We start from the raw sequence: 21,678 nt of genomic DNA on the forward strand, positions 1-21,678 counted from the left end.
GAAAAGAGATGCGGATCGTGCAGCTTTCGGAAGAGCCGGAGGTCGCCCTGCCGGATCCCGCCTCAGGCCCCGCGCGGCGTCACCAGACGGACGACCTGCGCGCCGGGGCGGTTGGAACGGAAGACGGGCAACTCGTCCACAAGACGCTTCTGGATGTCGGCCACGGCACATTCCCGCCGCAGGACTTCCGGCAGGCAACTGCCGCAGAGGCCGAGCAGACCGCCGACCACGGCGGCCACAAGCTGCTCCTGCCAGTCCGTCAGCCGGCCGTCGAGAACGCCGCCCTTGCCCACGGCGAACATGGCCGCCAGAGCCAGAAACGTGCCCGAGAGGATGAAGACGGCGCGCCGATAGGCCAGCGTCCGCTCGACCAGCCGCCGCGTGAAGCGGTGGCGCCGCACCGGATCGATCCGCTCCCACCCCGCGCTCGGCATCGGGGTTCCGGCCCGCAGCACCAGGACCGCGGCCATCACCGGAAGCACCGCGATCAGCGCCAGCATCAGCTCATCCAGCTCATGCGCAGGCACCAGAGCCGCGAAGAGCCCCGCCAGTCCCGTTACAGTCACGATGTTGAGCAGCCAGTTCATCGCCCGTCCTTCAGTTTCCAGAGGAGGCAAAGTGCGGTTGCCGGGGTGACAAGTCAAATGACACGGCCGTGTCCCGGCATGATCCCGCCGCCTGAACGCCTGGAACGCCGGGAGAAGGCCGCTCCGCCCCTCGCCCCGGCCGACCTGAAGGACGCCTTCAGGCACCGATGGCAAATCGCCGATCGGTCTCCGTCGTCACCGGATCGCGCAGGACGTAGCCGCGGCCCCAGACGGTTTCGATGTAACTCTCGCCTCCCGTGGCTTCGGCCAGCTTCTTGCGCAGCTTGCAGATGAACACGTCGATGATCTTCAACTCGGGCTCATCCATGCCGCCGTAGAGATGATTGAGAAACATCTCCTTGGTCAGGGTCGTCCCCTTGCGGAGCGAGAGAAGCTCCAGCATCTGATATTCCTTGCCGGTCAGGTGGACGGGCTTTCCCTCGACCTCGACCGTCTTTGCATCGAGATTGACCAGGATCTTGCCGGTTCGGATGATCGATTGCGCATGACCCTTCGAGCGGCGGATGATGGCGTGGATGCGGGCCACCAGTTCCTCCCGGTGGAACGGCTTGGTCATGTAGTCGTCCGCACCAAAGCCGAAACCCTTGATCTTGTTCTCGGTATCATCCGCGCCGGACAGTATCAGGATCGGCGTGTCCACTCGCGCGAGGCGGAGCTGGCGCAGAACCTCGTGACCGCTCATGTCGGGCAGGTTGAGATCCAGCAGAATGAGATCGTAATCATAGAGCTTTGCCAGATCGATCCCGTCTTCACCCAGATCGGTGCAATACACGTTCAGATTCGCGTGGGTCAGCATCAGCTCGATGCTTCTGGACGTGGTCGGATCATCCTCAACCAGCAGTATTCTCATCACAAATGCTCCGCATCGCCACCATCGGTATTAACTACAATGGAGCCCAATGGTTAATCATGGGTTACTCTTGCATAAGCGGAGCCAGAAACAATCTACAGTTGTCGAAATTTCTGGATCATCGTCACCTTCAGCGCCTTCTCTCCGTGCGACGTCACGGCCGCGCGCCAGAGGGCGAATTCCTCCTCCGACAGCGCGTAGCGTTCGAGCGCCTCCTGCTCGGAGATGAGGCCGTGGATCACGGCCTTCACGACCGCGGCCTTGCGGCTTGCCACCCAGCGCCGTGTCTCTGGCGGGGGCAGGTCGGCCCGGCTGAACACGGTTCCATCCGGCAGCGTGACCTGCCGGGGACCATCGACTCGCTTCAGATACATCGCTCATCCCTCCATCGGACCGGAGGCTGACCGAGCAGGCTTAAGCATCGGTGAAACGCGGGGTTGAGAGTGCGCTGCATTTTCCTATATTGCGCGCTTCACCTTCCGAAGGCACACCGCCATGCTTGACCATCCGCTCAATTCGCTCGGCTTCGCCAAGCCGCCCTCCGCCACGCGTGTGGTCGTGGCCATGTCGGGGGGCGTGGACAGCTCGGTCGTCGCGGCCGAACTGGCCGCCGAGGGCTACGATGTGGTGGGCGTGACGCTCCAGCTTTACGACCACGGGGCGGCGCTGGCGAAGAAGGGGGCCTGCTGCGCGGGTCGCGACATCCACGATGCGCGGCGCGTGGCCGAGACGATGGGCTTCCCGCATTATGTGCTCGACTACGAGAACACCTTCCGCGAGGCGGTGATCGACGAGTTCGCGGACGCCTATCTGGCGGGGGCGACGCCGGTTCCCTGCATCCGCTGCAATGAACGGGTGAAGTTCAAGGACCTGCTCCAGACGGCGAAGGATCTCGACGCCGACTGCATGGCGACGGGCCATTACATCCAGCGCAAGATGGGTGCGGCCGGGCCCGAGCTGCATTGCGCGGCCGATGCGGCGCGCGACCAGAGCTATTTCCTCTTTTCCACGACGCGCGAGCAGCTCGACTATCTGCGCTTCCCGCTGGGCCATCTCGCCTCGAAGGCCGAGACGCGGGCGCTCGCGGCCCGGCACGGGCTGCCGGTGGCCGACAAGCCCGACAGCCAGGACATCTGCTTCGTGCCGAACGGCAACTACGCCGCCGTGATCGAGAAGCTGCGCCCCGGCGCGGCCGATCCGGGCGAGATCGTGGACCTTTCGGGCAATGTGCTGGGCCAGCACCGGGGGGTGATCCACTACACGATCGGCCAGAGGCGCGGTCTCGGCATCGGGGGCCTTGGGGATCCGCTCTTTGTCGTGCGACTCGACCCCGAGCGGCGGCAGGTGATCGTGGGGCCGAGGGAGGCTCTCTCGACCCGCATCGTGCCGGTGCGCGAGATCAACTGGCTGGGTGACGCCCCGCTCACCTCGCAAGCCGAGTGGCATGTGATGGCCAAGGTCCGCTCGACCCGCGCCCCGCGCGACGCAGTGATCCGGCCGATCTCCGAGACCGAAGCCGAGGTCGAACTGATTGCCCCGGAAGATGGCGTGTCGCCGGGCCAGGCCTGCGTCTTCCATGCGCCCGGCGACAGCCGCATCCTCGGCGGCGGCTGGATCTGGCGCGGCCGCTGAGGGCCCCTAGCCCGCCACGGCGCGAAGCGCACGGGCCCGGGCGGCCGGAATCGCCCGGATCTCCAGCCCGGTGAAGACATGGAGTGTGTTCAGGTCGTGATCGACCACGGCATGATCGGACACCCAGCCGCCCATCATCAGATAGGTCCGCAGAAGCGGCGGCATCAGCATGAGCGCGCGCCGGGCGTCCGGCTCGCGCCGGGCGAGCTTCTGGGCAAAGCGGAAGACGGTGGGCGCCTTCACCCGCGGCAGCCAGCGCGCCGGGGCAAGGTGGCGCTCCTTCAGCATGGCAAAGACATCGAGATAGGCGTCGATCTCGACGCCATGAAAGGACGAGCAGCCGAAGAGCATCTCGACGCCGGCCTCATCGACATGCCGTGTCATCGCTCCCCAGGCCACGCGCAGGATGTCCGGGTCGCGCCGACCGGGATGGATGCAGAAGCGCCCCATCTCGACCATCGGCCCGGAAAAGCTCTCCAGCGCGCCCAGCTCGTAGAACTGCGCCGAATAGCTGCGGCCGATCTCGCGGCCATCGCGAAGCGGCAGGAAGCGAAAGCAGCAGACAAGCTCGCCCGTTGCCACCTCCTCCACCAGCATGTGGGTGCAGACCGCGTCGAACCCGTCGGCATCGAGGCCCGCCCCTCCCGGCGCGCCCTGCCCCGCGCGAAAGGCCGTCCAGCGCAGCTCCTGCGCCCGGCGGAGATCCTCGGGGCCCGCGGCCGCCCGGGCCGCATAGCGACCCCTGCTGAGCGAGAGCATCGACAACCTCCTCGTGACTTGCCGGAGCGAAACGGCATCTTAGATATGAGCCGCGCCACGACGGGGCGCAAGCGGTCAAGCGGCCGCGGACCCAACGGGAGAGACCCATGACCGACAGCCGGGACAAGGTGGTGAAGAGCGACGCGGAGTGGAGGGCGCAACTCTCCGATCTGGCCTACAAGGTGACGCGCAAGCACGGCACCGAGCGCGCCGGCACGCACGACCACTTCCCCAAGCAGCCCGGCACCTTCCATTGCGTGGGCTGCGGCGCCCCCCTCTTCGACCAGGCGCAGAAGTACGAAAGCGGCACCGGCTGGCCGAGCTTCTGGGCCCCGATCGCGCCCGACGCCGTGGGCACGCGCGAGGACCGCAGCCTGTTCATGCGCCGGACCGAGGTTCATTGCGCGCGCTGCGAGTCGCATCTCGGCCATGTCTTCCCGGACGGGCCCCAGCCCACCGGCCTGCGCTACTGCATGAACGGAGTCGCAATGACCTTCGAGCCCCGCGAGTAGCGGCACGCCTTCCCCGTTCACTCTTGTCCAAGTATCCCGCGGGGGTCCGGGGGCGCGAAGCCCCCGGCGGTGCGCCGGTCACCCCCGGCCGACCGCCCGCAGGCCCGTCCCGCAAACGGCATCAACGGCCGCGCGCTACTCGATCAGATCCTCGGTCCGAAGCGCGCCGATGTTGCCGAACAGCTGCCGCAGGAAGCCCGTGCCCTGGATGGTCGACTCGGTCACGCGGCGCGACAGAGGCACGATCTGCCCCTTCTCGAGGCCGAACCGCTCGATGTTCCGCACCGTGCCGGACTCGTTGAAGGTGATCGCCACCACCTCGCGATCCACTTCCTGCGGTTCGCGGGCGCCGTAGTGGCGGTAGCGGCTCTGGACATAGTACCAGCCGCTGTCGTTCAGCAGCGTCGAGGCCGAGGGCCGGCCGACGATCTCGGCCACCGTGTCGCGGGTGTCGCGCCCGACCTCGATCTGCCGAAGGTCGATCTCGGTGGGCGCGTAGCCGTGGTTGCGGTAGATCGGCTGACAGGCGGCCACCGCCATGCCCAACGACAGCACCAGCGCCATCCTGCGCAGGCCCCGCCCGTCAAGCGTCGCTCCGATCCTGCCTTCCCGCGCCATGACGACCCCTTGCCTTGGGGGGCGAAGCCCCGTATCCCGAAACCCGACGATGGACCGTCTGCGGCTCAGCCACCGGCTTACAGAAGGTCCGGCCTCTGTTCAAGGAAGGAACGAGGACCGGCGCCCACCCGGACAGCCCCGCCGCGCGCGCCCCCACCGGCGGCTGCACCTGCAACAGGCCCGTCACGCAACCGCCCGAAATTCGGAAAGAAACCGCGCCATGCCGGAACCTGTCCAGCCCTCCACCGCCGACCTTCCCCTCACCTGCCCGTTCCGCGTCGCGGCCCTCCCGGCGAACCGACCCACCCGCTTCAGGATCCAGCCCGACGCCGAGATCCAGGGCCTCGTGGCGGCGCTTCTCGGCATCAGCGCCGTCCGCGGCCTGAGCTTCGAGGGCGAGATCCGCCCCCGCGGCCGGCGCGACTTCGACCTTGAGGGGCGGCTCGTGGCGACGGTCGTGCAGCCCTGCTCGGTCACCCTCACACCGGTCACTACCCGGATCGAGGAGACCGTCAATCGGCGCTACCTCGCCGACTACGTGATGCCCGAGGGCGACGAGGTGGAGGTGCCCGAGGATGACAGCGAACCCCTGCCCGACGTGATCGACGCAGGCGCGGTGGCCGTCGAGGCGCTGGCGCTGGCGCTGCCGCTCTATCCCCGTGCGCCGGGCGCGGAACTGACCGAGGCGGGCTTTGCCCCGCCGGGGGTGGCGCCGCTCTCGGAGGCCGACCTGCGTCCCTTCGCGGGGCTTGCGGACCTGCGTCGCAAGATGGGGGGTGACGAGCCTTCGGGCGGCACCGGGGGCGACGGCTGATCGTCTCGCGCGGCCTCTCCCCCGACGCACAAAGGGGCTTGCGCCGCGCCAGAATACCACTATGTTCCGCGCCTCGTTCGACACGCGGATCAGAAGCGCCGGCCCCACGGGATAGCGCGCGATTCCATCAGGATAATCAGGGGCCTGGCCCCTCCGTAACACGAGGTTGAGACATGGCTGTCCCTCAGAACCGAGTCACCCGTTCCCGGCGCAACATGCGTCGTTCGCACGACGCGCTCGTGGCCGCGAACCCGGCCGAATGCCCGAACTGCGGCGAGCTGAAGCGCCCGCACCACGTCTGCGGCGCCTGCGGTCACTATGACTCGCGCGAAGTGGTCGCGGTCACGGCCGAAACCGATCTGGACGAGGACGCGGCGTAAGCCGCGCCTGACCGCCCCCACGCATGGCTAGGGATACCGCACCCCAGGCGACGGGCGCAGGCCGGATAGTGATATCCGTCGATGCGATGGGCGGGGACCGGGGTCCGGCGGCGGTGGTGGCCGGCATTGCCGGATCCGCCTCAGCCAACCCGGGCGCCTACTTCATCGTCCACGGTGACGAAGCCCAGATCGGGCCGATGATCGCCAAGCGCAAGGACCTCCGGGGCCGCTGCGAGATCCGCCACGCCCCGCGCGTGGTCACGATGACCGACAAGCCCAGCCAGGTCATGCGCCATGGCGAAGGCACCTCGATGTGGTCCTGCATCGAGAGCGTCCGCGCCGGCGAGGCTACCGTGGCCGTCTCTTGCGGCAATACGGGCGCGCTCATGGCGGTCTCGATGATCCGGCTGCGCAAGCTGCCCGGCGTCAACCGCCCGGCCATCGCCTGCCTCTGGCCCTCGCGCAACCCCGGCGGCTTCAACGTGATGCTGGACGTGGGCGCCGACATCAAGGCCGACGCCGAGGATCTGGCGCAGTTCGCCCTGATGGGCGCCTCCTACGCTCGCAACGGCCTCAGCCTCGAACGTCCGCGGGTGGGGCTGCTGAACGTGGGCACCGAGGAACACAAGGGCCGCGCCGAGCTGAAGAGCGCGCAAGACCTCATCTCGGCCAATGCCGAGGCCGGCGCCTACGAATATGTGGGGTTCCTCGAGGGGGGCGACATCCCCGGTCGGCGCTGCGACGTGATCGTGACCGACGGGTTCACCGGCAACGTGGCGCTCAAGACCGGCGAAGGCACCGCCAAGCTGATCTCGGACTTCCTGCGCGACGCCTTCGGCGCGAATGTCCTGTCCAAGATGGCCGCGGTCCTGGCGCTCGGCTCGCTCAAGCGCCTGCAGAAGCGCATCGATCCGCGCCGCGTGAACGGGGGCGTTTTTCTCGGGCTCAATGGAACCGTTGTGAAGTCCCACGGTTCGGCCGATGCGACCGGGGTCGCCGCGGCGATCGGGCTGGCGGTGCGGCTCGCCCGTTCGGGCTTCCACGAGCGTCTGGCGGCGCGGCTTGCATCCGCCGGGCGTGCGGGGCAGGATGCCCCGCAGGACGAGGTGGCCGCGCCCCGGCAGATCTGAGAGACGGTAGAGCTGAATGACAATACGCGCCGTGGTGAGGGGCGTCGGGCACTATCTGCCCGACCGCGTCGTCCCGAACTCTGAACTCGAGGCGGTCGTCGAGACGACCGACGAATGGATCCGCACCCGGTCCGGCATCGAGCGGCGCCATTTCGCCGCCGAGGGTCAGACGACCTCGGATCTGGCCGCCCGTGCCGCGCGTGCGGCGCTTGCGGATGCGGGCCTGCAGCCGGACGACATCGACACGCTGATCGTGGCGACCTCGACGGCCGATCTCACCTTTCCCTCGGCCGCCACCATGGTTCAGGCGGCTCTGGGCATGTCGCGCGGCTTTGCCTTCGACGTGCAGGCGGTCTGTGCGGGCTTCGTCTATGCGCTGGCCAACGCCGATGCGCTGATCCGCTCGGGCCAGGCCAACCGCGTGCTGGTGATCGGGGCCGAGACCTTCAGCCGCCTGATGGACTGGAGCGACCGCGCGACCTGTGTCCTCTTCGGCGACGGGGCCGGCGCGCTGGTGCTCGAGGCTGCGGAGGGGGCCGGAAACTCGGCCGACCGCGGCATCCTTTCGACCGATCTTCATTCCGACGGCCGCTTCAAGGACCTGCTCTATGTCGATGGCGGCGCCTCGACGGGCAGCACCGGCCACCTGCGGATGCAGGGACGTGAGGTCTTCCGCCACGCCGTTGAAAAGCTTGCGGAAACCGCCCACACCGCCCTCGACAAGGCGGGCCTGACCTCGGCCGATGTCGACTGGATCGTGCCGCATCAGGCGAACCTGCGCATCATCTCGGCCACGGCGCAGCGGATGCAGGTGCCGATGGACCGCGTGGTTCTCACGGTGCAGGATCACGGCAACACCTCCGCCGCCTCGATTCCCCTCGCGCTCTCGGTCGGCAAGGCCCGCGGGCAGATCAAGGAAGGCGATCTGCTGGTCACCGAGGCGATCGGCGGCGGCCTCGCCTGGGGCTCTGTCGTGCTGCGCTGGTAAGCGCGTATCAAGGGCCCGTTGCAAGCCGTTGATATTGACTCGGAATCCCTCATACACCATCCTGTGTTCAAATCTGGGTGGGGAATGGGATGAGCGACAAGACCTTGACGCGCATGGACCTGAGCGAAGCGGTGTTCCGCGAGGTGGGCCTGTCGCGCAATGAATCGGCGCAATTGGTGGAGTCCGTGCTCCAGCATGTGTCGGACGCGCTGGCCTCGGGCGAGACGGTGAAGATCTCGTCCTTCGGCACCTTCACGGTGCGCGACAAGTCGGCGCGGATCGGACGGAATCCCAAGACAGGCGACGAGGTTCCGATCTCGCCTCGCCGCGTCCTGACCTTCCGCCCCTCGCATCTGATGAAGGAGCGTGTCGCCGCCGGCGGCAAGAACTGATCGGGCATGCGGATGGAAAAGTCGGCCGAAGCCTTCCGCACGATCAGCGAGGTCGCCGAGATTCTGGAGACGCCCGCGCATGTGCTGCGCTTCTGGGAGAGCCGCTTCCCCCAGATCCGCCCGGTCAAGCGCGCGGGCGGGCGGCGCTACTACCGCCCCTCCGACGTGGCGCTGCTGGCCGGCATCCGCCGGCTTCTGCACGACGAAGGCATGACCATCCGCGGGGTGCAGAAGATCCTGCGCGAGCAGGGCGTGCGCCATGTGGCCAGCCTCAGCGGGCACGAGGGAAGCCTTGTCCCGCAGGAGCGGGCGGGCGACGGGGTCCCGCTGCATGGCGACGAGGCCGGCTACACCTTCGAGGAGGTTCCCGAGCAGAGGGGCGAGGTCGTGCCCTTTGCGCGCGATGCGCAGAAGGGCGGCACGCTCCGCGCCGAGGCGCTTCGTCGCCCTCCCACGTCCCGGGCCGAGCCCGCGCCCGGACCCGATCTCCCGGCCGAGACCGCGGCAGAGCCACCCCTCGCCGACGCGGGCGCGCAAGCCGCCGCCCCGCGCGAGGACGCCGCCCCGCGCGAGGACATGGCCGCCTCCACGGGCCAGGATGCCGCCGCCCTGCCCGAAACCGCCTGGTCGGCGCCCGAACCACTCGTTCCCCGCAGCCACGGGGCCGAGCCCCCTGCCCCACGCTCAGAATCACCGGCCGGCCGGGCACCGCTTGAGGCGCCCGTGGAACCGGGGCCGCACGAGGATGATTCGGATGCGGAAGGTCTCTGGTGGGCAACGCCTCTGCGCGCCCTTGCGCGCGGCAGCCTGACGCACCGGCGCGAGGAGGTTCTGGCGTTGCGCGCACGCCTGCTGGCCTTGCGCGAACGGCTGCAGGGGTCCTGATCCGCCGCGGCGCGGGATGCGATCCGAAGGATGCGTTTCCCGCTTGCTCCCGCGGCAAATCTCGTTATGTATCCCGCCTGTCGGGCCGTGGCGCAGCCTGGTTAGCGCGTCCGTCTGGGGGGCGGAAGGTCGCGAGTTCGAATCTCGCCGGCCCGACCATCAAAAAGGCCCGCCTCGCATGAGGCGGGCCTTTTTGCATCAAGGGAGCTGGAGAGAAAGATGGCCGGAGTTCTCGCATCGCAACGGATCCGGTCCCTGATCGCCTCGGGCGCCATTTCCGCACATCCCGCACCGATTCCCGCCCAGATCCAGCCGGCCAGCCTCGACCTGCGCCTCGGGACCGTCGCCTACCGCGTGCGCGCCTCGTTTCTCGCCGGGGCCGGCCGCACGGTCGCCGAGCGGCTCGACGAGTTCGAGATGCACCGGATGGACCTGACCGCCGGCGCCGTGCTCGAAAAGGGCTGCGTCTATGTCGTGCCGCTGATGGAGAGCCTCGCCCTGCCCGCCGGCATCTCGGCCGTGGCCAACGCCAAGAGTTCGACGGGCCGGCTCGACCTGCTGACCCGGACCATCGCCGACGGCGGCACCGAGTTCGACCGCATCCGGGACGGCTATGCGGGTCCGCTCTACGCCGAGGTCTGCCCCCGCAGCTTCTCGGTCCTCGTGCGCCCCGGAATGCGCCTGAACCAGATCCGCTTCCGGGCGGGCGAGGCCACGCTGGCGGATGCCGAACTGGCCCAGCTCCATGCGCGCGAGCCGCTGGTGGACGGCACCCCCGTCATCTCGGGCGGGCTCGGCTTTTCGGTCGATCTGCGGCCCGGCGACGGCGACCTCGTGGGCTACCGCGCCAAGCCCCACACCGGCCTCATCGACCTCGACCGCATCGGCCATTACCCCGCCTCGGACTACTGGGAGGAGATCCGCGCCCGCGACGGCCGCATCATCCTCGATCCCGGTGCGTTCTACATCCTGGTCAGCCGCGAGGCGGTGACCATTCCCCCCGACCATGCCGCCGAGATGGCGCCCTACCTTGCGATGGTGGGTGAGTTTCGCGTGCATTATGCGGGCTTCTTCGACCCCGGCTTCGGTCATGCGCAGGCGGGCGGCACCGGCTCGCGCGGGGTGCTCGAGGTGCGCTGCCACGAGGCGCCCTTTGTGCTGGAACATGGGCAGGTCGTGGGCCGGCTGGTCTATGAACGGATGGAGGAGCGGCCCGACATGCTCTACGGCGCCGGCATCGCCTCGAACTACCAGGGCCAGGGCCTGAAGCTCGCCAAGCATTTCCGCGCCGGCTGAGGTCTGCTGGACGCGCGGTTCTGGGCTGCTGAGCCCATGCGCGCCGCCGCGACGGCCGGGCACGCCGCAGGGGGCTGCGCTTGCGACGCATTGCACATCGGCGCGGATCGTGAGACGTCAGGCCCGCCCCGCCGGGGCGCGGGGGCATCCGGGCTCCGGCGCCGGACCGGCCGGCAGAGAGGAGACGCCGGATGACCGAGGAGGCCGCCTTTGTCCCCGCCGCCGATGCGCGCGCCTTCCGCGACGCGCTCGGCTGCTTTGCGACCGGCGTCACCGTGGTGACCGTGCTTGCCGAGGACGGGCCGATGGGCATGACGGCCAACAGCTTCTCCTCGGTCTCGCTCGATCCGCCGCTGGTGCTCTGGTCTCCGGCGCGCGCCTCGAGCCGGTTCGACTTCTTCGCCCGCGCGCCCCACTTTGCGATCCATGTGCTCGATGCGGGAGAGGACGACCTTGCCCGCCGCTTCACACGGGGCGGCGCGGGGTTCGAGGGCCTCGCCTACCGTTCGAGCCCCGAAGGCGTTCCGCTGCTGCCGGCACCGCTTGCCCGGTTCGAGTGTCGGCAGGCGGCGGTGCATGACGGCGGCGACCATGCCATCGTCGTGGGCGAGGTGATCCGCGCGGCGATGCGGCCGGGCGAGCCGCTGCTCTTTTCGCAGGGGCGGTTCGGAACCTTCCTTCCGAGTCGGTAAACCGGCCTTGCGACATCTCGCCACGCACCGGCCTCCGTGCTAGATGTGCTGCGGATGAGGAGTTCCATGACCATGTCTCTCGACCTGCCCGACACGCATCGCACAGCCCCGGAGGCGTCGCCCGTTCCGCCCGAGCGGATGGTGGCGCAGGCTCAGGCGGCCGCTGGGTTCCTGAAGGCCCTCTCGCACGAGGGGCGGCTGATGATCCTGTGCCACCTATCGAACGGCGAGCGATCCGTGACCGAGCTTGAGACGCTGCTGTCCACGCGGCAGGCGGCGGTCAGCCAGCAGCTTGCGCGGCTGCGGCAGGACGGGCTGGTTTCGGCGCGGCGCGAGGGGAAGACGATCTGGTATTCGATCGCCGATCCCAAGGTGAGCCGCGCGGTCGCCATGCTCTACGACATGTTCTGCCGGCCCTGAGGATCGGGCCATGTGCGGGCGAATGGCCCACAAGGAGCTGACCTGGGCCCAGCTGGCCGGCTGGATGCAGGGTCTGGCGCCCGCGCGGTTCGAGATCGAGACGCGCTACAACGTGCCGCCCACCGCGCTGATTCCCATCGTGCGGCGGACGGACTCGGGGCTTCAGGGCGATCTGGCACGATGGGGCCTTGTCCCGCCCTTTCACCGCGGCGCCCTTCGGGACTGGAAGGCCAGCACCATCAACGCCCGCATCGAGAGCGTGGCCACCGCGCCGAGCTTTCGCGCCGCCTATCGCGACGGGCGCTGCCTCGTGATCGCCTCGGGCTATTACGAATGGCAGCTGCGCGGGGGCGTGAAGCATCCGCATTACATGTCGCCCGCCGGCAATGCCCCGGCGCTGCTGATGGCCGGGCTCGAGAGCCGGGTGCGGCTGCCCGATTACGAGGGGCCAACCTGCGCCATCCTCACCGAGCCGGTGCGCGGGGAGCTGGCCCGGGTCCATGACCGGATGCCGGTCATGATGGACCTCGAGGCGGCCGGCGACTGGCTGGACGGCTGCCCGGTGGAGGAGCTGCCGAGGCTCCCGATGGGCGCGCTGCGCTGGCATGAGGTCGGGCACCAAGTGAGTTCCGTCCGCAACGAGGGCCCCAAGCTGATCGAGCCCGTCGAGCCCGCGGCGCCGGATCTCTTCTCGCGCTGAGGGGCGGACGCCGACGGCGGCGGGCGTCAGGGATCATGATCGCAGCCTGACGTCCGGCGGCCGCGGATCCGTGCGCTGTTACAAAACCGTCACCGAACTGAAATAAACCCGACTCGCAACGGGGCTAGGACGGCGCAGAGGTCGCCCGCTGCGGCCGTCCAACCGACAGGAGAGTTCCATGTCCCTTCTCAAGCTCACGGTGTCCTCGCTGGCCGTGGTGGCCGCTTCGGCCGGCGTCGCCGCTGCGCGCGACAACATCCAGACCGCGGGTTCCTCGACCGTGCTGCCCTACGCCACCATCGTGGCCGAAGCCTTTGGCGAGAACTTCGACTTCCCGACGCCGGTCGTGGAATCGGGCGGATCGGGCGCGGGCCGCAAGAAACTCTGCGAAGGCGTCGGCGAGAACACGATCGACATCGCCAACTCCTCCTCGCGCATCAAGCAGTCCGACATCGACCTTTGCGCCCAGAACGGCGTGAACGAGATCATGGAAGTGCGCATCGGCTATGACGGCATCGTGTTCGCCTCCGACATCGGCGGGCCGGACTTCGCCTTCACCCCGGCCGACTGGTTCAAGGCGCTTGCCGCTCAGATCGTCGTGGACGGCCAGGTGGTCGCGAACCCGAACGGCCGCTGGAACCAGGTGAACCCCGAGCTGCCCGACCAGCCCATCCTCGCCTTCGTCCCCGGCACCAAGCACGGCACCCGCGAAGTGTTCGACGAAAAGGTCATCATGGCGGGCTGCGAGGAGTCGGGCGCGATGGAGGCCTTCGCCGCCGCCAACGGCGGTGACAAGGACAAGGCCCACGACATGTGCATGGCCCTGCGCACCGACGGCGTGTCGGTGGACATCGACGGCGACTACACCGAGACCCTCTCGCGCATCGACGCCAACAGGAACGCGATCGGGGTGTTCGGCCTCTCGTTCTACCAGAACAACACCGACAAGCTGAAGGTCGCGACCATGTCGGACGTGGTCCCCTCGGTCGAGACCATCGCCTCGGGCGATTATCCGGTGTCCCGGCCGCTGTTCTTCTATGTGAAGATGGCGCACCTCGACGTGATCCCGGGCCTGCAGGAATATGTCGAGTTCTTCGTCTCGGACGAGATGGCCGGTCCCGACGGGCCGCTGGCCGCCTACGGCCTCGTGTCCGACCCCGAGCTGGCGGCGACGCAGGACATGATCGCCAACCGGGTTCCGATGGGCCCGCTCAGCAACTGATCCCCTCCGGCGGCGCGGGACGCCCCCGCGCCGCCCCTTCCCAGTCCCGGACCTCACATGAGCCTCGGCATCCTCGTTCTGGCCGTCCTGATCCTCGCCGCCGCAGGCTTTCTGGCCGGGCGGCGACGCGCCATTTCCTCGGCGGGCGGCGATCCCCGCCGGCTGCATTCCCTGCCCGGCCACTACGGCCAGTTCGCCGCGCTGCTGACCGCGGTGCCCGCTCTCGCGCTGCTGGCGGTCTGGCTCATGGCACAGCCCATGGTCATCGAGCAGCGCGTCGCGTCGCTGCTGCCGGCCGGCGACGCCAGCGCCAGCAGCCTGTTGATGGCGGACGTGCGTCGCATTTCGACGGGGCTTCAGCGGCTCGCCGTCACCGACGGCCTCTCGCCGCGCGACGTGGCGGGCCTCAGCCCCGAGGGCCTCGCGCCGCGGCTGCGGGTCGTGGGTGTGGCCGTGACCAGCATGGGCCCCGAGACGCTGGCCGCGGCCCGCGCCCACCGCGATCTGCAGGACAGGCTCGGATTCTGGATGGTCGTCTCGGTCCTTGCGACCAGCGCCGCGGGCCTCGGTCTCGCGCTCGCGCGCATCCGCCCCGAGTTCCGCGCCCGCAACATCACGGAGCGGTTCGTCATGGTGATCCTGATCGCCGCCTCGCTCGTGGCGGTGGCGACGACGGTCGGGATCGTGATGTCGCTGCTGTTCGAGACGATGAACTTCTTCCGCCTCTATCCGGCGCAGGACTTCTTCCTCAGCCTGACCTGGAACCCGCAGTTCCGCGGCGGGTCGGACCTCGGGATCTGGCCTCTGCTCTGGGGCACGATGTACATCTCGTTCATCGCGCTGCTGGTGGCCGTGCCGATCGGCCTTCTCACCGCGATCTACCTTGCGGAATATGCCGGTGCGCGCACCCGCAGCTGGGCCAAGCCCGCGATCGAGATCCTCGCGGGGATCCCGACGATCGTCTATGGCCTCTTCGCCCTCGTGACCGTGGGCCCGGCGCTGCGCGACTGGTTCGCCCAGCCGCTCGGGCTCGGGGCCAGCTCGTCCTCGGTCATGACGGCGGGCCTCGTCATGGGGATCATGCTGATCCCCTTCATCTCGTCGCTGTCCGATGACATCATCAACGCCGTCCCGCAATCGCTGCGCGACGGCTCGTACGGGCTCGGCGCCACCCGCTCCGAGACGGTCAAGCAGGTGATCCTGCCCGCGGCCCTGCCCGGCATCGTGGGCGCGATCCTTCTGGGCGCGAGCCGTGCCATCGGCGAGACGATGATCGTCGTGCTCGGCGCGGGCGCGGCCGCCAAGCTCTCGCTGAACCCGTTCGAGGCCATGACCACCGTCACGGTCAAGATCGTGAGCCAGCTCACCGGCGACACCGAGTTCGCCTCGCCCGAGACGCTGGTGGCCTTCGCGCTCGGCCTCACGCTCTTTGCGATCACCCTCGTTCTCAACGTGATCGCCCTCTACATCGTGCGCAAATACCGGGAGCAGTACGAATGACCGACGCCGCCGCACCCGAAGCCGCCCGTCCCGAAGCGGGCTCGCTCTTTGCGCCCGACGCCCGGACCCGCCGCCGCAACGCGGCCGAGCGCCGGTTCCGCGCCTATGGCCTCGGCGCCGTGATCCTGGCGATCCTCGCGCTGCTCCTGCTGCTGACCTCGGTGCTCGGCAACGGCGCCGGCGCCTTCCGCCAGACCTTCATCGCGATCCCCGTGACGCTCGACGCGGCCATCGTGGACCCGCGCGGCAACCGCGACATCGAGGAGATGAAGAAGGTCACGACCATCGGCTACGGCCGGCAGCTCGAGGCCTCGATGGTGGCGGCCGTGGCCGCGGCTGGCCTCCAGTCCGAGGGGATCAGCGACAAGGACATCGCAGGCCTCCTGTCCAAGGAAGCCGCCGCCGGCCTGCGCAACCGCGTGCTGGCCGATCCCGAGCTGGTTGGCCAGACCATCGAGGTCCGGGCGCTGGCGAACGGGCGGGTGGACGGCTTCTTCAAGGGCCGCGTGACGATGGAGAGCGCCGCGCTCGACAGCAACATCACCCCCGAGCAGCTGGTCCTTGCGCAAAGGCTGCGCGAGGCGGGCCTGATCACCATCGCCTTCAACCCGCAGTTCCTGTTCGGCCCCGACGCCTCGGAGCTGCGCCCCGAGGCGGCGGGCCTCGGCGTCGCCATCCTGGGCTCGGCCTACATGATGTTCATCGTGCTGGTGCTGGCCCTGCCGATCGGCGTCGCCGCCTCGATCTACCTGGAAGAGTTCGCCCCCAAGAACCGCTGGACCGACCTGATCGAGGTCAACATCTCGAACCTTGCGGCCGTGCCCTCGATCGTCTTCGGCATCCTCGGGCTTGCGATCTTCATCAACTTCATGGGACTGCCCCAGTCCGCGCCGATCGTGGGCGGCCTCGTGCTGACGCTGATGACGCTGCCCACCATCATCATCGCCACGCGCGCCAGCCTCAAGGCCGTGCCGCCCTCGATCCGCGATGCGGCGCTGGGTGTGGGCGCCTCGAAGATGCAGGCTATCTTTCACCATGTCCTGCCGCTCGCCATGCCTGGGATCCTCACGGGCACCATCATCGGGCTGGCTCAGGCCCTGGGCGAGACGGCGCCGCTGCTGCTGATCGGTATGGTCGCCTTCGTGCGCGAGTTTCCTGCAGCCCCGCCGGAGGGGTTCTTCGACCCCGCCTCGGCCCTGCCGGTGCAGGTCTTCAACTTCACCCAGCGCGCCGACCCCGCCTTCGTCGAACGGGCCTCGGGCGCGATCATCGTGCTGCTCGTGTTCCTCGTGGCCATGAACACGGTCGCCATCATTCTTCGCCGCCGCTTCGAGCGCCGCTGGTAAGGAGCTGACACATGGACGATATCCGCTATGCCGAGCGCGTCGTGAGCGCCACCGAAGTCAAGATCGCCGCCCGTGGGGTGCAGGTCTTCTACGGGCTGAACCACGCGCTGAAGGATGTGGACGTGGAGATCCTCGGCAAGACCGTGACCGCCTTCATCGGGCCCTCGGGCTGCGGCAAATCCACCTTCCTGCGCTGCCTGAACCGCATGAACGACACGATCCCGGGCTGCCGGATCGAGGGCAGGATCACGCTCGACGGCCACGACATCTACGACCCGCGGGTGGACCCGGTCCAGTTGCGCGCCAAGGTGGGCATGGTGTTCCAGAAGCCGAACCCCTTCCCCAAGTCGATCTACGACAATGTGGCCTATGGCCCGCGCATCCACGGCCTCGCCCGCTCCAAGGCCGAGATCGACGAGATCGTCGAGACCGCCCTGCGCCGCGCGGCCCTCTGGGAAGAGGTGAAGGACCGGCTTGCGGCACCCGGTACGGGCCTGTCAGGCGGCCAGCAGCAGCGGCTCTGCATCGCCCGCGCCATCGCCACCTCGCCCGAGGTGCTCCTGATGGACGAGCCCTGTTCCGCGCTCGATCCGATCGCCACGGCCCAGATCGAAGAGCTGATCGACGAGCTGCGCACGCAGTTCTCGGTGGTGATCGTCACCCACTCGATGCAGCAGGCGGCGCGCGTGAGCCAGCGCACGGCCTTCTTCCACCTGGGCCGCCTTGTGGAATATGGCGAGACGGGCCAGATCTTCACCAACCCGCACGACCCCCGCACGGAAAGCTACATCTCGGGCCGGATCGGCTGAGGAGGAGGACCGCATGATGACCGAACCCCATATCTTCCAGGCCTTCGACCGCGATCTCGAAGCCGTGCAGGCCCTCATCATGAAGATGGGCGGCATGGTCGAGGCGGCGATCCTCGACGCGGCCCAGGCGCTCGAGACCCGCGACGAGGAACTGGCCGAGCAGGTCCGGCGCAACGACGCCGCCATCGACGCGCTCGAGGAACGCATCCAGGCGGAGGCCGCGCGGCTCATCGCGCTGCGCTCGCCGACTGCGACAGACCTGCGCACCGTGCTGACGGTGATCAAGATCGCGGCCGCCCTCGAACGCTGCGGCGACTATGCCAAGAACCTCGCCAAGCGTGCAGTCGTTCTGGGCCAGCTTGCGCAGGTGGGGGATTCCGCGGGCTCGATCCGGCGCATGGCCAAGACGGTCGAGCTTCTCCTCAAGGATGCGCTCGACAGCTACATCCACCGCGATGCCCAGCTTGCGGCCGACGTGCGCCAGCGCGACCGCGAGGTGGACCAGATGTACAATGCGCTGTTCCGCGAGTTCCTGACCCACATGATGGAGGATCCGCGCAACATCACCGCCTGCATGCACCTGCATTTCATCGCCAAGAACATCGAACGCATGGGCGACCACGCCACCTCGATCGCCGAGCAGGTGATCTATCTGGTGACCGGACGCCTGCCCGAGGAGCCCCGCCCCAAGGCCGACATGACCGCCAGCAGCACCGGCCTCGCCGTCGGGGAGGCCGGCTGATGTCGCCCGCCGACCAGCCCGTCGTCCTGCTCGTCGAGGACGAGCCCGCCCAACGCGAGGTTCTGTCCTACAACCTCGAATCCGAAGGCTTCCGCGTGGTGCAGGCGGGCACCGGCGACGAGGCGCTGATGCTTGTCGAGGAGACGGGGCCGGACGTGATCGTGCTCGACTGGATGCTGCCGTCGGTCTCGGGCATCGAGGTCTGCCGCCAGCTGAAGTCGCGCCCCTCGACGCGCTCGGTGCCGATCATCATGCTCTCGGCCCGCTCGGAAGAGGTGGACCGGGTGCGCGGCCTCGAGACCGGGGCCGACGACTATGTGGTCAAGCCCTATTCGGTGGTCGAGCTGATGGCCCGCGTGCGCAGCCAGCTTCGCCGCGCGCGGCCCTCGAGCGTGGGGCTCACGCTCGAGTTCGAGGACATCCGCCTCGATCCCGAGACCCACAAGGTTCACCGCGCCGGCCAGATCCTCAAGCTCGGCCCGACCGAGTTCCGGCTGCTCTCGACCTTCATGGAAAAGCCGGGCCGGGTCTGGAGCCGCGAACAGCTTCTCGACCGGGTCTGGGGCCGGGACATCTATGTGGACAGCCGCACCGTCGATGTCCATGTGGGCCGCCTGCGCAAGGCGCTCTGCGTCCACGGCGGCGAGGACCCCGTCCGCACCGTGCGCGGCGCGGGCTACGCCTTGGGCTGAGGGCGGCCGCCTCCCCCTAAAGTGGGATTGCTGGCCCCGGCCGATCCTGCAACTCTCGCCGGACGGACGGCCAGGGAGGGGTCGGATGACAGGACCGAGACCGCAGAACGGCCCCGGCCGGCGCCCGGCGGGTGCCGGGACGGTCACTCTGCTGCGCCTTGGGTTCGTGCTCTGCCTGATCCTTCTGTGGGCCCTGGCCGCGGCCACCGTGCCGAGGGGGATGATCCCGTCGCCCGCGGCCACGGTCGAGGCGGCCGGGCGCCTCCTCTCGGAAGGGCGGCTGCAGGGCGCGCTTGGACAGAGCCTCATCACCTATGGCACGGGCCTCGGCGCGGCGATCCTCGTGGGCATCCCCTTGGGCGCGCTGATGGGCATGGTGCGTCTCTTCGGGCGCACGGTCGATGTCTTCGTCTTCGCCCTCGCCGCGACGCCGCGGGTGGCCTTCATCCCCCTCATCATCGTGCTGCTCGGCCTCGGGATCGAGGCGAAGGCCATGATCGTCTTTCTCGGCGCGGTCATGCCCATCATCCTCAACACCTATGCGGGCGTGCTGGCCCGCGATGAAGAGCTGATCGAGATGGCCCGCTCGACCGGCGCCTCGGCGGCCCGCATCCAGATCCATGTCGTCCTGCCCGGCGCGCTGCCCTTCCTTGTGGTGGGGCTGCGTCTTGGCGCCACCATCGGCCTGATCAACACCGTGGTGGCCGAACTCTACACCGCGGTGTCCGGCCTCGGCGGGCTGCTCGCCCTCTATGGCAACACCTTCCGCATGGCGGAATATTTCGTGATCGTGCTGGCCCTCGCCGCGATCGGCGTGATCGTGACCGAGAGCCTTCGCCTGCTGGAGGGCCGCCTGTCGCGCTGGCGCCTTCCGGGCAGGCCGTAACCTGTGACCCGGAGGATCCATGAACCCCCTTGCCCCCCTTGCCCTGCTGCTCGCCCTCGCCCTGCCCGCGGCGGCAGAGCCCTTCCGCCTCATCATCAGCGACCTCGAGACGCCGCTGGTGCCGAACTCGGTCGTGGATCTGGCCCTGACCAACGGCTATTTCGAGCGGGCGGGGGTCGAGGTCGAGCTGGTGCGCGTCCAGCAGACGCCGATGGCGATGGCGGCCCTTCAGGCGGGCGAGGGCGAGATGGCCAATGTCTCGACGGATGCGCTGCTGCAGATGGTTGCGCGGGGCACGAGCGACCTGCGCGCCGTGATGTCGCCCAACAAGTCGCTGCCGTTCCTGATCGCCGCACGGCCCGACATCACCGATCCCGCGCAGCTCGAGGGGCGCAGCTTCGGCATCGGCCGCCTCGGCTCGCTCGACCATTCGCTGAGCGCGAAGGTGCTGGCGGCCAACGGAGTGGACGTGGACCGGCTGGATCTGGTGCCGCTGGGCCAGCCCGCCGTCCGCGCGCAGGCGCTGCTGGCCGGTCAGGTCGATGCCACCACCATGTCCATCGGCACCTGGACCGCGATGCCCGACCGTGACAGCGTCAGCATCCTCGTCGGAATGGACGACTATTTCGCCGCCGCCCCGGTGACGACCAAGGTCAATGTGGTCACGACCGAGGTGCTCGGGAACCGCCGGGCCGAGGTCGAGGCGGTGATCGAGGCGCTGGTCCTCGCGTCGCGCGACTTTCAGGACCCGGACATATGGGTGGAGCGGATGGTGGTGGCGCGGCCGGACGTGGCGCGCGAGGATCTGATGGTGCTGGCCGAGGCCTACCGCAACAGCTGGAGCGTGGACGGCGGCCTCACGCGCGAGGAACTGAAGGTGACGACGGAATGGATGTACGGCACGGAGGACTTCCAGGGTCTCCGCCCGGTGGGGCTCGAGGAATGGACCGATTTCGGGCCGCTCGAGACGGTGCTGCGGAAGCTCGGCCCGGCCGAGGGGTGACGCACGTCCGGCTCGAGCAGGTCTCGCTCGCCTTCGGGCAGGGCGCCGACCGGATGCCGGCGCTCGAGCGGGTCTCGCTCTCGCTGGGACGCAACGAGGTGGTGGTGGTGCTTGGCCCGTCGGGCTGCGGCAAGACCACCCTCCTGCGGCTGGTCGCGGGCCTGCTCGCGCCCGACGAGGGCCGCGTGAGCGTGGACGACCGCCCCCCGCGGCCGGGCGAGGATGCGGCGATGGTCTTCCAGTCCTTTCGCCTGATCCCGTGGAAGAGCGCGCGCGAGAACGTGGCCTTCGCGCTGCCCCACCTGCCCCGCGCCGAGGCGCGGGCGCGCGCCGATGCCTATCTCGATCTGGTCGGCCTTTCACGCTTCGCGAAAAGCTGGCCTGCGCAGCTCTCGGGCGGGATGCGGCAGCGGCTGGCGCTGGCCCGCGCGCTGGCGGCCGAGCCGGGGATCCTCTTGATGGACGAGCCCTTCGCCAGCCTCGACGCGCAGTCGCGCGAGCTGATGCAGATCGAGCTGATGCGGCTGATGGAGCGGCGGCCGGCGACGGTGCTTTTCGTGACCCACTCGGTCGATGAGGCGCTGATCATGGCCGACCGGATCCTGCTCATGTCGCCGCGTCCCGGCCGCGTGGTCGAGGAGGTGGAGGTGCCCTTCCCGCGGCCCCGGTGGGAGGGCGACATCCGCGCCCTGCCCCTTTACGCCGAGCTGCGCCGACACCTCTGGGACCGGCTGCGCGACATGGTGTTGAACGACCCCGGCTCGGATTTCCACGGCCGGCGCTAGCGCCCGGCCGTGGCGGG

General features: G+C 69.0%; 26 protein-coding genes and 1 tRNA gene. 22 read left to right on the forward strand and 5 right to left on the reverse strand.

The window, feature by feature from the left end; all coding sequences use genetic code 11:
• Window positions 1–62: 62 nt before the first annotated feature.
• The 3 genes from FG154_RS02970 to sciP form a co-directional block, all read right to left on the reverse strand.
• A complete protein-coding gene (locus tag FG154_RS02970) occupies window positions 63–587 on the reverse strand; it encodes a hypothetical protein (RefSeq protein WP_145104221.1) in 525 nt (174 codons plus the stop codon).
• Between the two features lie 157 nt (window positions 588–744).
• On the reverse strand, window positions 745–1,458 hold the full coding sequence (gene ctrA / locus FG154_RS02975) for a response regulator transcription factor CtrA (RefSeq protein WP_011908916.1): 714 nt from the start codon (window positions 1,456–1,458) through the stop codon (window positions 745–747).
• A 95-nt stretch (window positions 1,459–1,553) separates the two neighbouring features.
• Complete coding sequence (sciP, locus tag FG154_RS02980) at window positions 1,554–1,832, reverse strand: CtrA inhibitor SciP (protein WP_145104223.1); 279 nt, start codon at window positions 1,830–1,832, stop codon at window positions 1,554–1,556.
• Window positions 1,833–1,953: 121 nt separating this feature from the next.
• Between sciP and mnmA the strand changes: the two genes are divergently transcribed.
• On the forward strand, window positions 1,954–3,090 hold the full coding sequence (mnmA, locus tag FG154_RS02985) for a tRNA 2-thiouridine(34) synthase MnmA (RefSeq protein ID WP_145104225.1): 1,137 nt from the start codon (window positions 1,954–1,956) through the stop codon (window positions 3,088–3,090).
• 6 nt (window positions 3,091–3,096) lie between these two features.
• Here mnmA and FG154_RS02990 read toward each other — a convergent pair whose 3' ends face one another.
• Window positions 3,097–3,849: a GNAT family N-acetyltransferase gene (locus tag FG154_RS02990; RefSeq protein WP_145104226.1), complete on the reverse strand. Its 753-nt coding sequence runs from the start codon at window positions 3,847–3,849 to the stop codon at window positions 3,097–3,099.
• Between the two features lie 107 nt (window positions 3,850–3,956).
• On the opposite strand from FG154_RS02990, the gene msrB reads away from it, so the two are divergent.
• The gene (gene msrB, locus FG154_RS02995; protein WP_145104228.1) at window positions 3,957–4,361 is read left to right on the forward strand and encodes a peptide-methionine (R)-S-oxide reductase MsrB; all 405 of its coding nucleotides are present in this window, start codon (window positions 3,957–3,959) and stop codon (window positions 4,359–4,361) included.
• 135 nt (window positions 4,362–4,496) lie between these two features.
• On the opposite strand, the gene FG154_RS03000 is transcribed toward msrB, so the two are convergent.
• Window positions 4,497–4,979, reverse strand: a complete 483-nt coding sequence (locus FG154_RS03000; RefSeq protein WP_145104230.1) for an outer membrane protein assembly factor BamE — start codon at window positions 4,977–4,979, stop codon at window positions 4,497–4,499.
• A gap of 220 nt (window positions 4,980–5,199) precedes the next feature.
• Between FG154_RS03000 and FG154_RS03005 the strand changes: the two genes are divergently transcribed.
• From FG154_RS03005 to FG154_RS03100, 20 genes are all read left to right on the forward strand, one after another.
• Window positions 5,200–5,793, forward strand: coding sequence for a YceD family protein (locus FG154_RS03005; protein WP_145104232.1), 594 nt, complete (start codon window positions 5,200–5,202; stop codon window positions 5,791–5,793).
• Window positions 5,794–5,966: 173 nt separating this feature from the next.
• Window positions 5,967–6,173 (forward strand): 50S ribosomal protein L32, encoded by a 207-nt coding sequence (rpmF, locus tag FG154_RS03010; protein WP_011908923.1) that lies wholly within the window; start codon window positions 5,967–5,969, stop codon window positions 6,171–6,173.
• A 23-nt stretch (window positions 6,174–6,196) separates the two neighbouring features.
• Window positions 6,197–7,303 carry a phosphate acyltransferase PlsX gene (gene plsX, locus FG154_RS03015; RefSeq protein ID WP_145104234.1) on the forward strand — a complete coding sequence of 369 codons (1,107 nt, stop codon included), beginning with the start codon at window positions 6,197–6,199 and terminating at the stop codon, window positions 7,301–7,303.
• 16 nt (window positions 7,304–7,319) lie between these two features.
• Window positions 7,320–8,291 (forward strand): beta-ketoacyl-ACP synthase III, encoded by a 972-nt coding sequence (locus FG154_RS03020; RefSeq protein ID WP_145104237.1) that lies wholly within the window; start codon window positions 7,320–7,322, stop codon window positions 8,289–8,291.
• 89 nt (window positions 8,292–8,380) lie between these two features.
• Window positions 8,381–8,683 carry an integration host factor subunit alpha gene (gene ihfA, locus FG154_RS03025; protein WP_002719760.1) on the forward strand — a complete coding sequence of 101 codons (303 nt, stop codon included), beginning with the start codon at window positions 8,381–8,383 and terminating at the stop codon, window positions 8,681–8,683.
• Window positions 8,684–8,689: 6 nt separating this feature from the next.
• Complete coding sequence (locus FG154_RS03030) at window positions 8,690–9,568, forward strand: MerR family transcriptional regulator (protein ID WP_186312272.1); 879 nt, start codon at window positions 8,690–8,692, stop codon at window positions 9,566–9,568.
• Between the two features lie 81 nt (window positions 9,569–9,649).
• A tRNA-Pro gene (locus FG154_RS03035) sits at window positions 9,650–9,727 on the forward strand.
• A gap of 60 nt (window positions 9,728–9,787) precedes the next feature.
• Entirely contained in the window at window positions 9,788–10,864 is a 1,077-nt protein-coding gene (locus FG154_RS03040) for a 2'-deoxycytidine 5'-triphosphate deaminase (RefSeq protein WP_145104239.1), read from the forward strand.
• Window positions 10,865–11,055: 191 nt separating this feature from the next.
• Window positions 11,056–11,556, forward strand: a complete 501-nt coding sequence (locus FG154_RS03045; protein ID WP_145104241.1) for a flavin reductase family protein — start codon at window positions 11,056–11,058, stop codon at window positions 11,554–11,556.
• 66 nt (window positions 11,557–11,622) lie between these two features.
• The gene (locus tag FG154_RS03050; RefSeq protein ID WP_186312273.1) at window positions 11,623–11,976 is read left to right on the forward strand and encodes an ArsR/SmtB family transcription factor; all 354 of its coding nucleotides are present in this window, start codon (window positions 11,623–11,625) and stop codon (window positions 11,974–11,976) included.
• Between the two features lie 10 nt (window positions 11,977–11,986).
• A complete protein-coding gene (locus FG154_RS03055) occupies window positions 11,987–12,676 on the forward strand; it encodes an SOS response-associated peptidase (protein WP_145104243.1) in 690 nt (229 codons plus the stop codon).
• A 178-nt stretch (window positions 12,677–12,854) separates the two neighbouring features.
• Window positions 12,855–13,898: a substrate-binding domain-containing protein gene (locus FG154_RS03060; protein ID WP_145104245.1), complete on the forward strand. Its 1,044-nt coding sequence runs from the start codon at window positions 12,855–12,857 to the stop codon at window positions 13,896–13,898.
• Window positions 13,899–13,955: 57 nt separating this feature from the next.
• On the forward strand, window positions 13,956–15,398 hold the full coding sequence (gene pstC / locus FG154_RS03065; protein WP_145104248.1) for a phosphate ABC transporter permease subunit PstC: 1,443 nt from the start codon (window positions 13,956–13,958) through the stop codon (window positions 15,396–15,398).
• Window positions 15,395–16,744, forward strand: a complete 1,350-nt coding sequence (pstA, locus tag FG154_RS03070; protein WP_145104250.1) for a phosphate ABC transporter permease PstA — start codon at window positions 15,395–15,397, stop codon at window positions 16,742–16,744. Before pstC ends, pstA begins: the two co-directional genes overlap by 4 nt.
• An 11-nt stretch (window positions 16,745–16,755) precedes the next feature.
• Window positions 16,756–17,553 carry a phosphate ABC transporter ATP-binding protein PstB gene (gene pstB / locus FG154_RS03075; RefSeq protein ID WP_101340967.1) on the forward strand — a complete coding sequence of 266 codons (798 nt, stop codon included), beginning with the start codon at window positions 16,756–16,758 and terminating at the stop codon, window positions 17,551–17,553.
• Between the two features lie 13 nt (window positions 17,554–17,566).
• On the forward strand, window positions 17,567–18,295 hold the full coding sequence (gene phoU, locus FG154_RS03080; RefSeq protein ID WP_011908935.1) for a phosphate signaling complex protein PhoU: 729 nt from the start codon (window positions 17,567–17,569) through the stop codon (window positions 18,293–18,295).
• The gene (phoB, locus tag FG154_RS03085) at window positions 18,295–18,987 is read left to right on the forward strand and encodes a phosphate regulon transcriptional regulator PhoB (protein ID WP_011908936.1); all 693 of its coding nucleotides are present in this window, start codon (window positions 18,295–18,297) and stop codon (window positions 18,985–18,987) included. Before phoU ends, phoB begins: the two co-directional genes overlap by 1 nt.
• Window positions 18,988–19,072: 85 nt before the next feature.
• Entirely contained in the window at window positions 19,073–19,873 is an 801-nt protein-coding gene (locus FG154_RS03090; RefSeq protein ID WP_145104252.1) for an ABC transporter permease, read from the forward strand.
• A 19-nt stretch (window positions 19,874–19,892) separates the two neighbouring features.
• A complete protein-coding gene (locus FG154_RS03095) occupies window positions 19,893–20,876 on the forward strand; it encodes an ABC transporter substrate-binding protein (protein WP_145104254.1) in 984 nt (327 codons plus the stop codon).
• A gap of 53 nt (window positions 20,877–20,929) precedes the next feature.
• Window positions 20,930–21,661 (forward strand): ABC transporter ATP-binding protein, encoded by a 732-nt coding sequence (locus FG154_RS03100; RefSeq protein ID WP_342779048.1) that lies wholly within the window; start codon window positions 20,930–20,932, stop codon window positions 21,659–21,661.
• The last annotated feature ends 17 nt before the right edge of the window (window positions 21,662–21,678 follow it).

The sequence above is a fragment of the Cereibacter sediminicola genome (assembly GCF_007668225.1).
GTDB classification, from domain to species: Bacteria; Pseudomonadota; Alphaproteobacteria; order Rhodobacterales; family Rhodobacteraceae; genus Cereibacter_A; species Cereibacter_A azotoformans.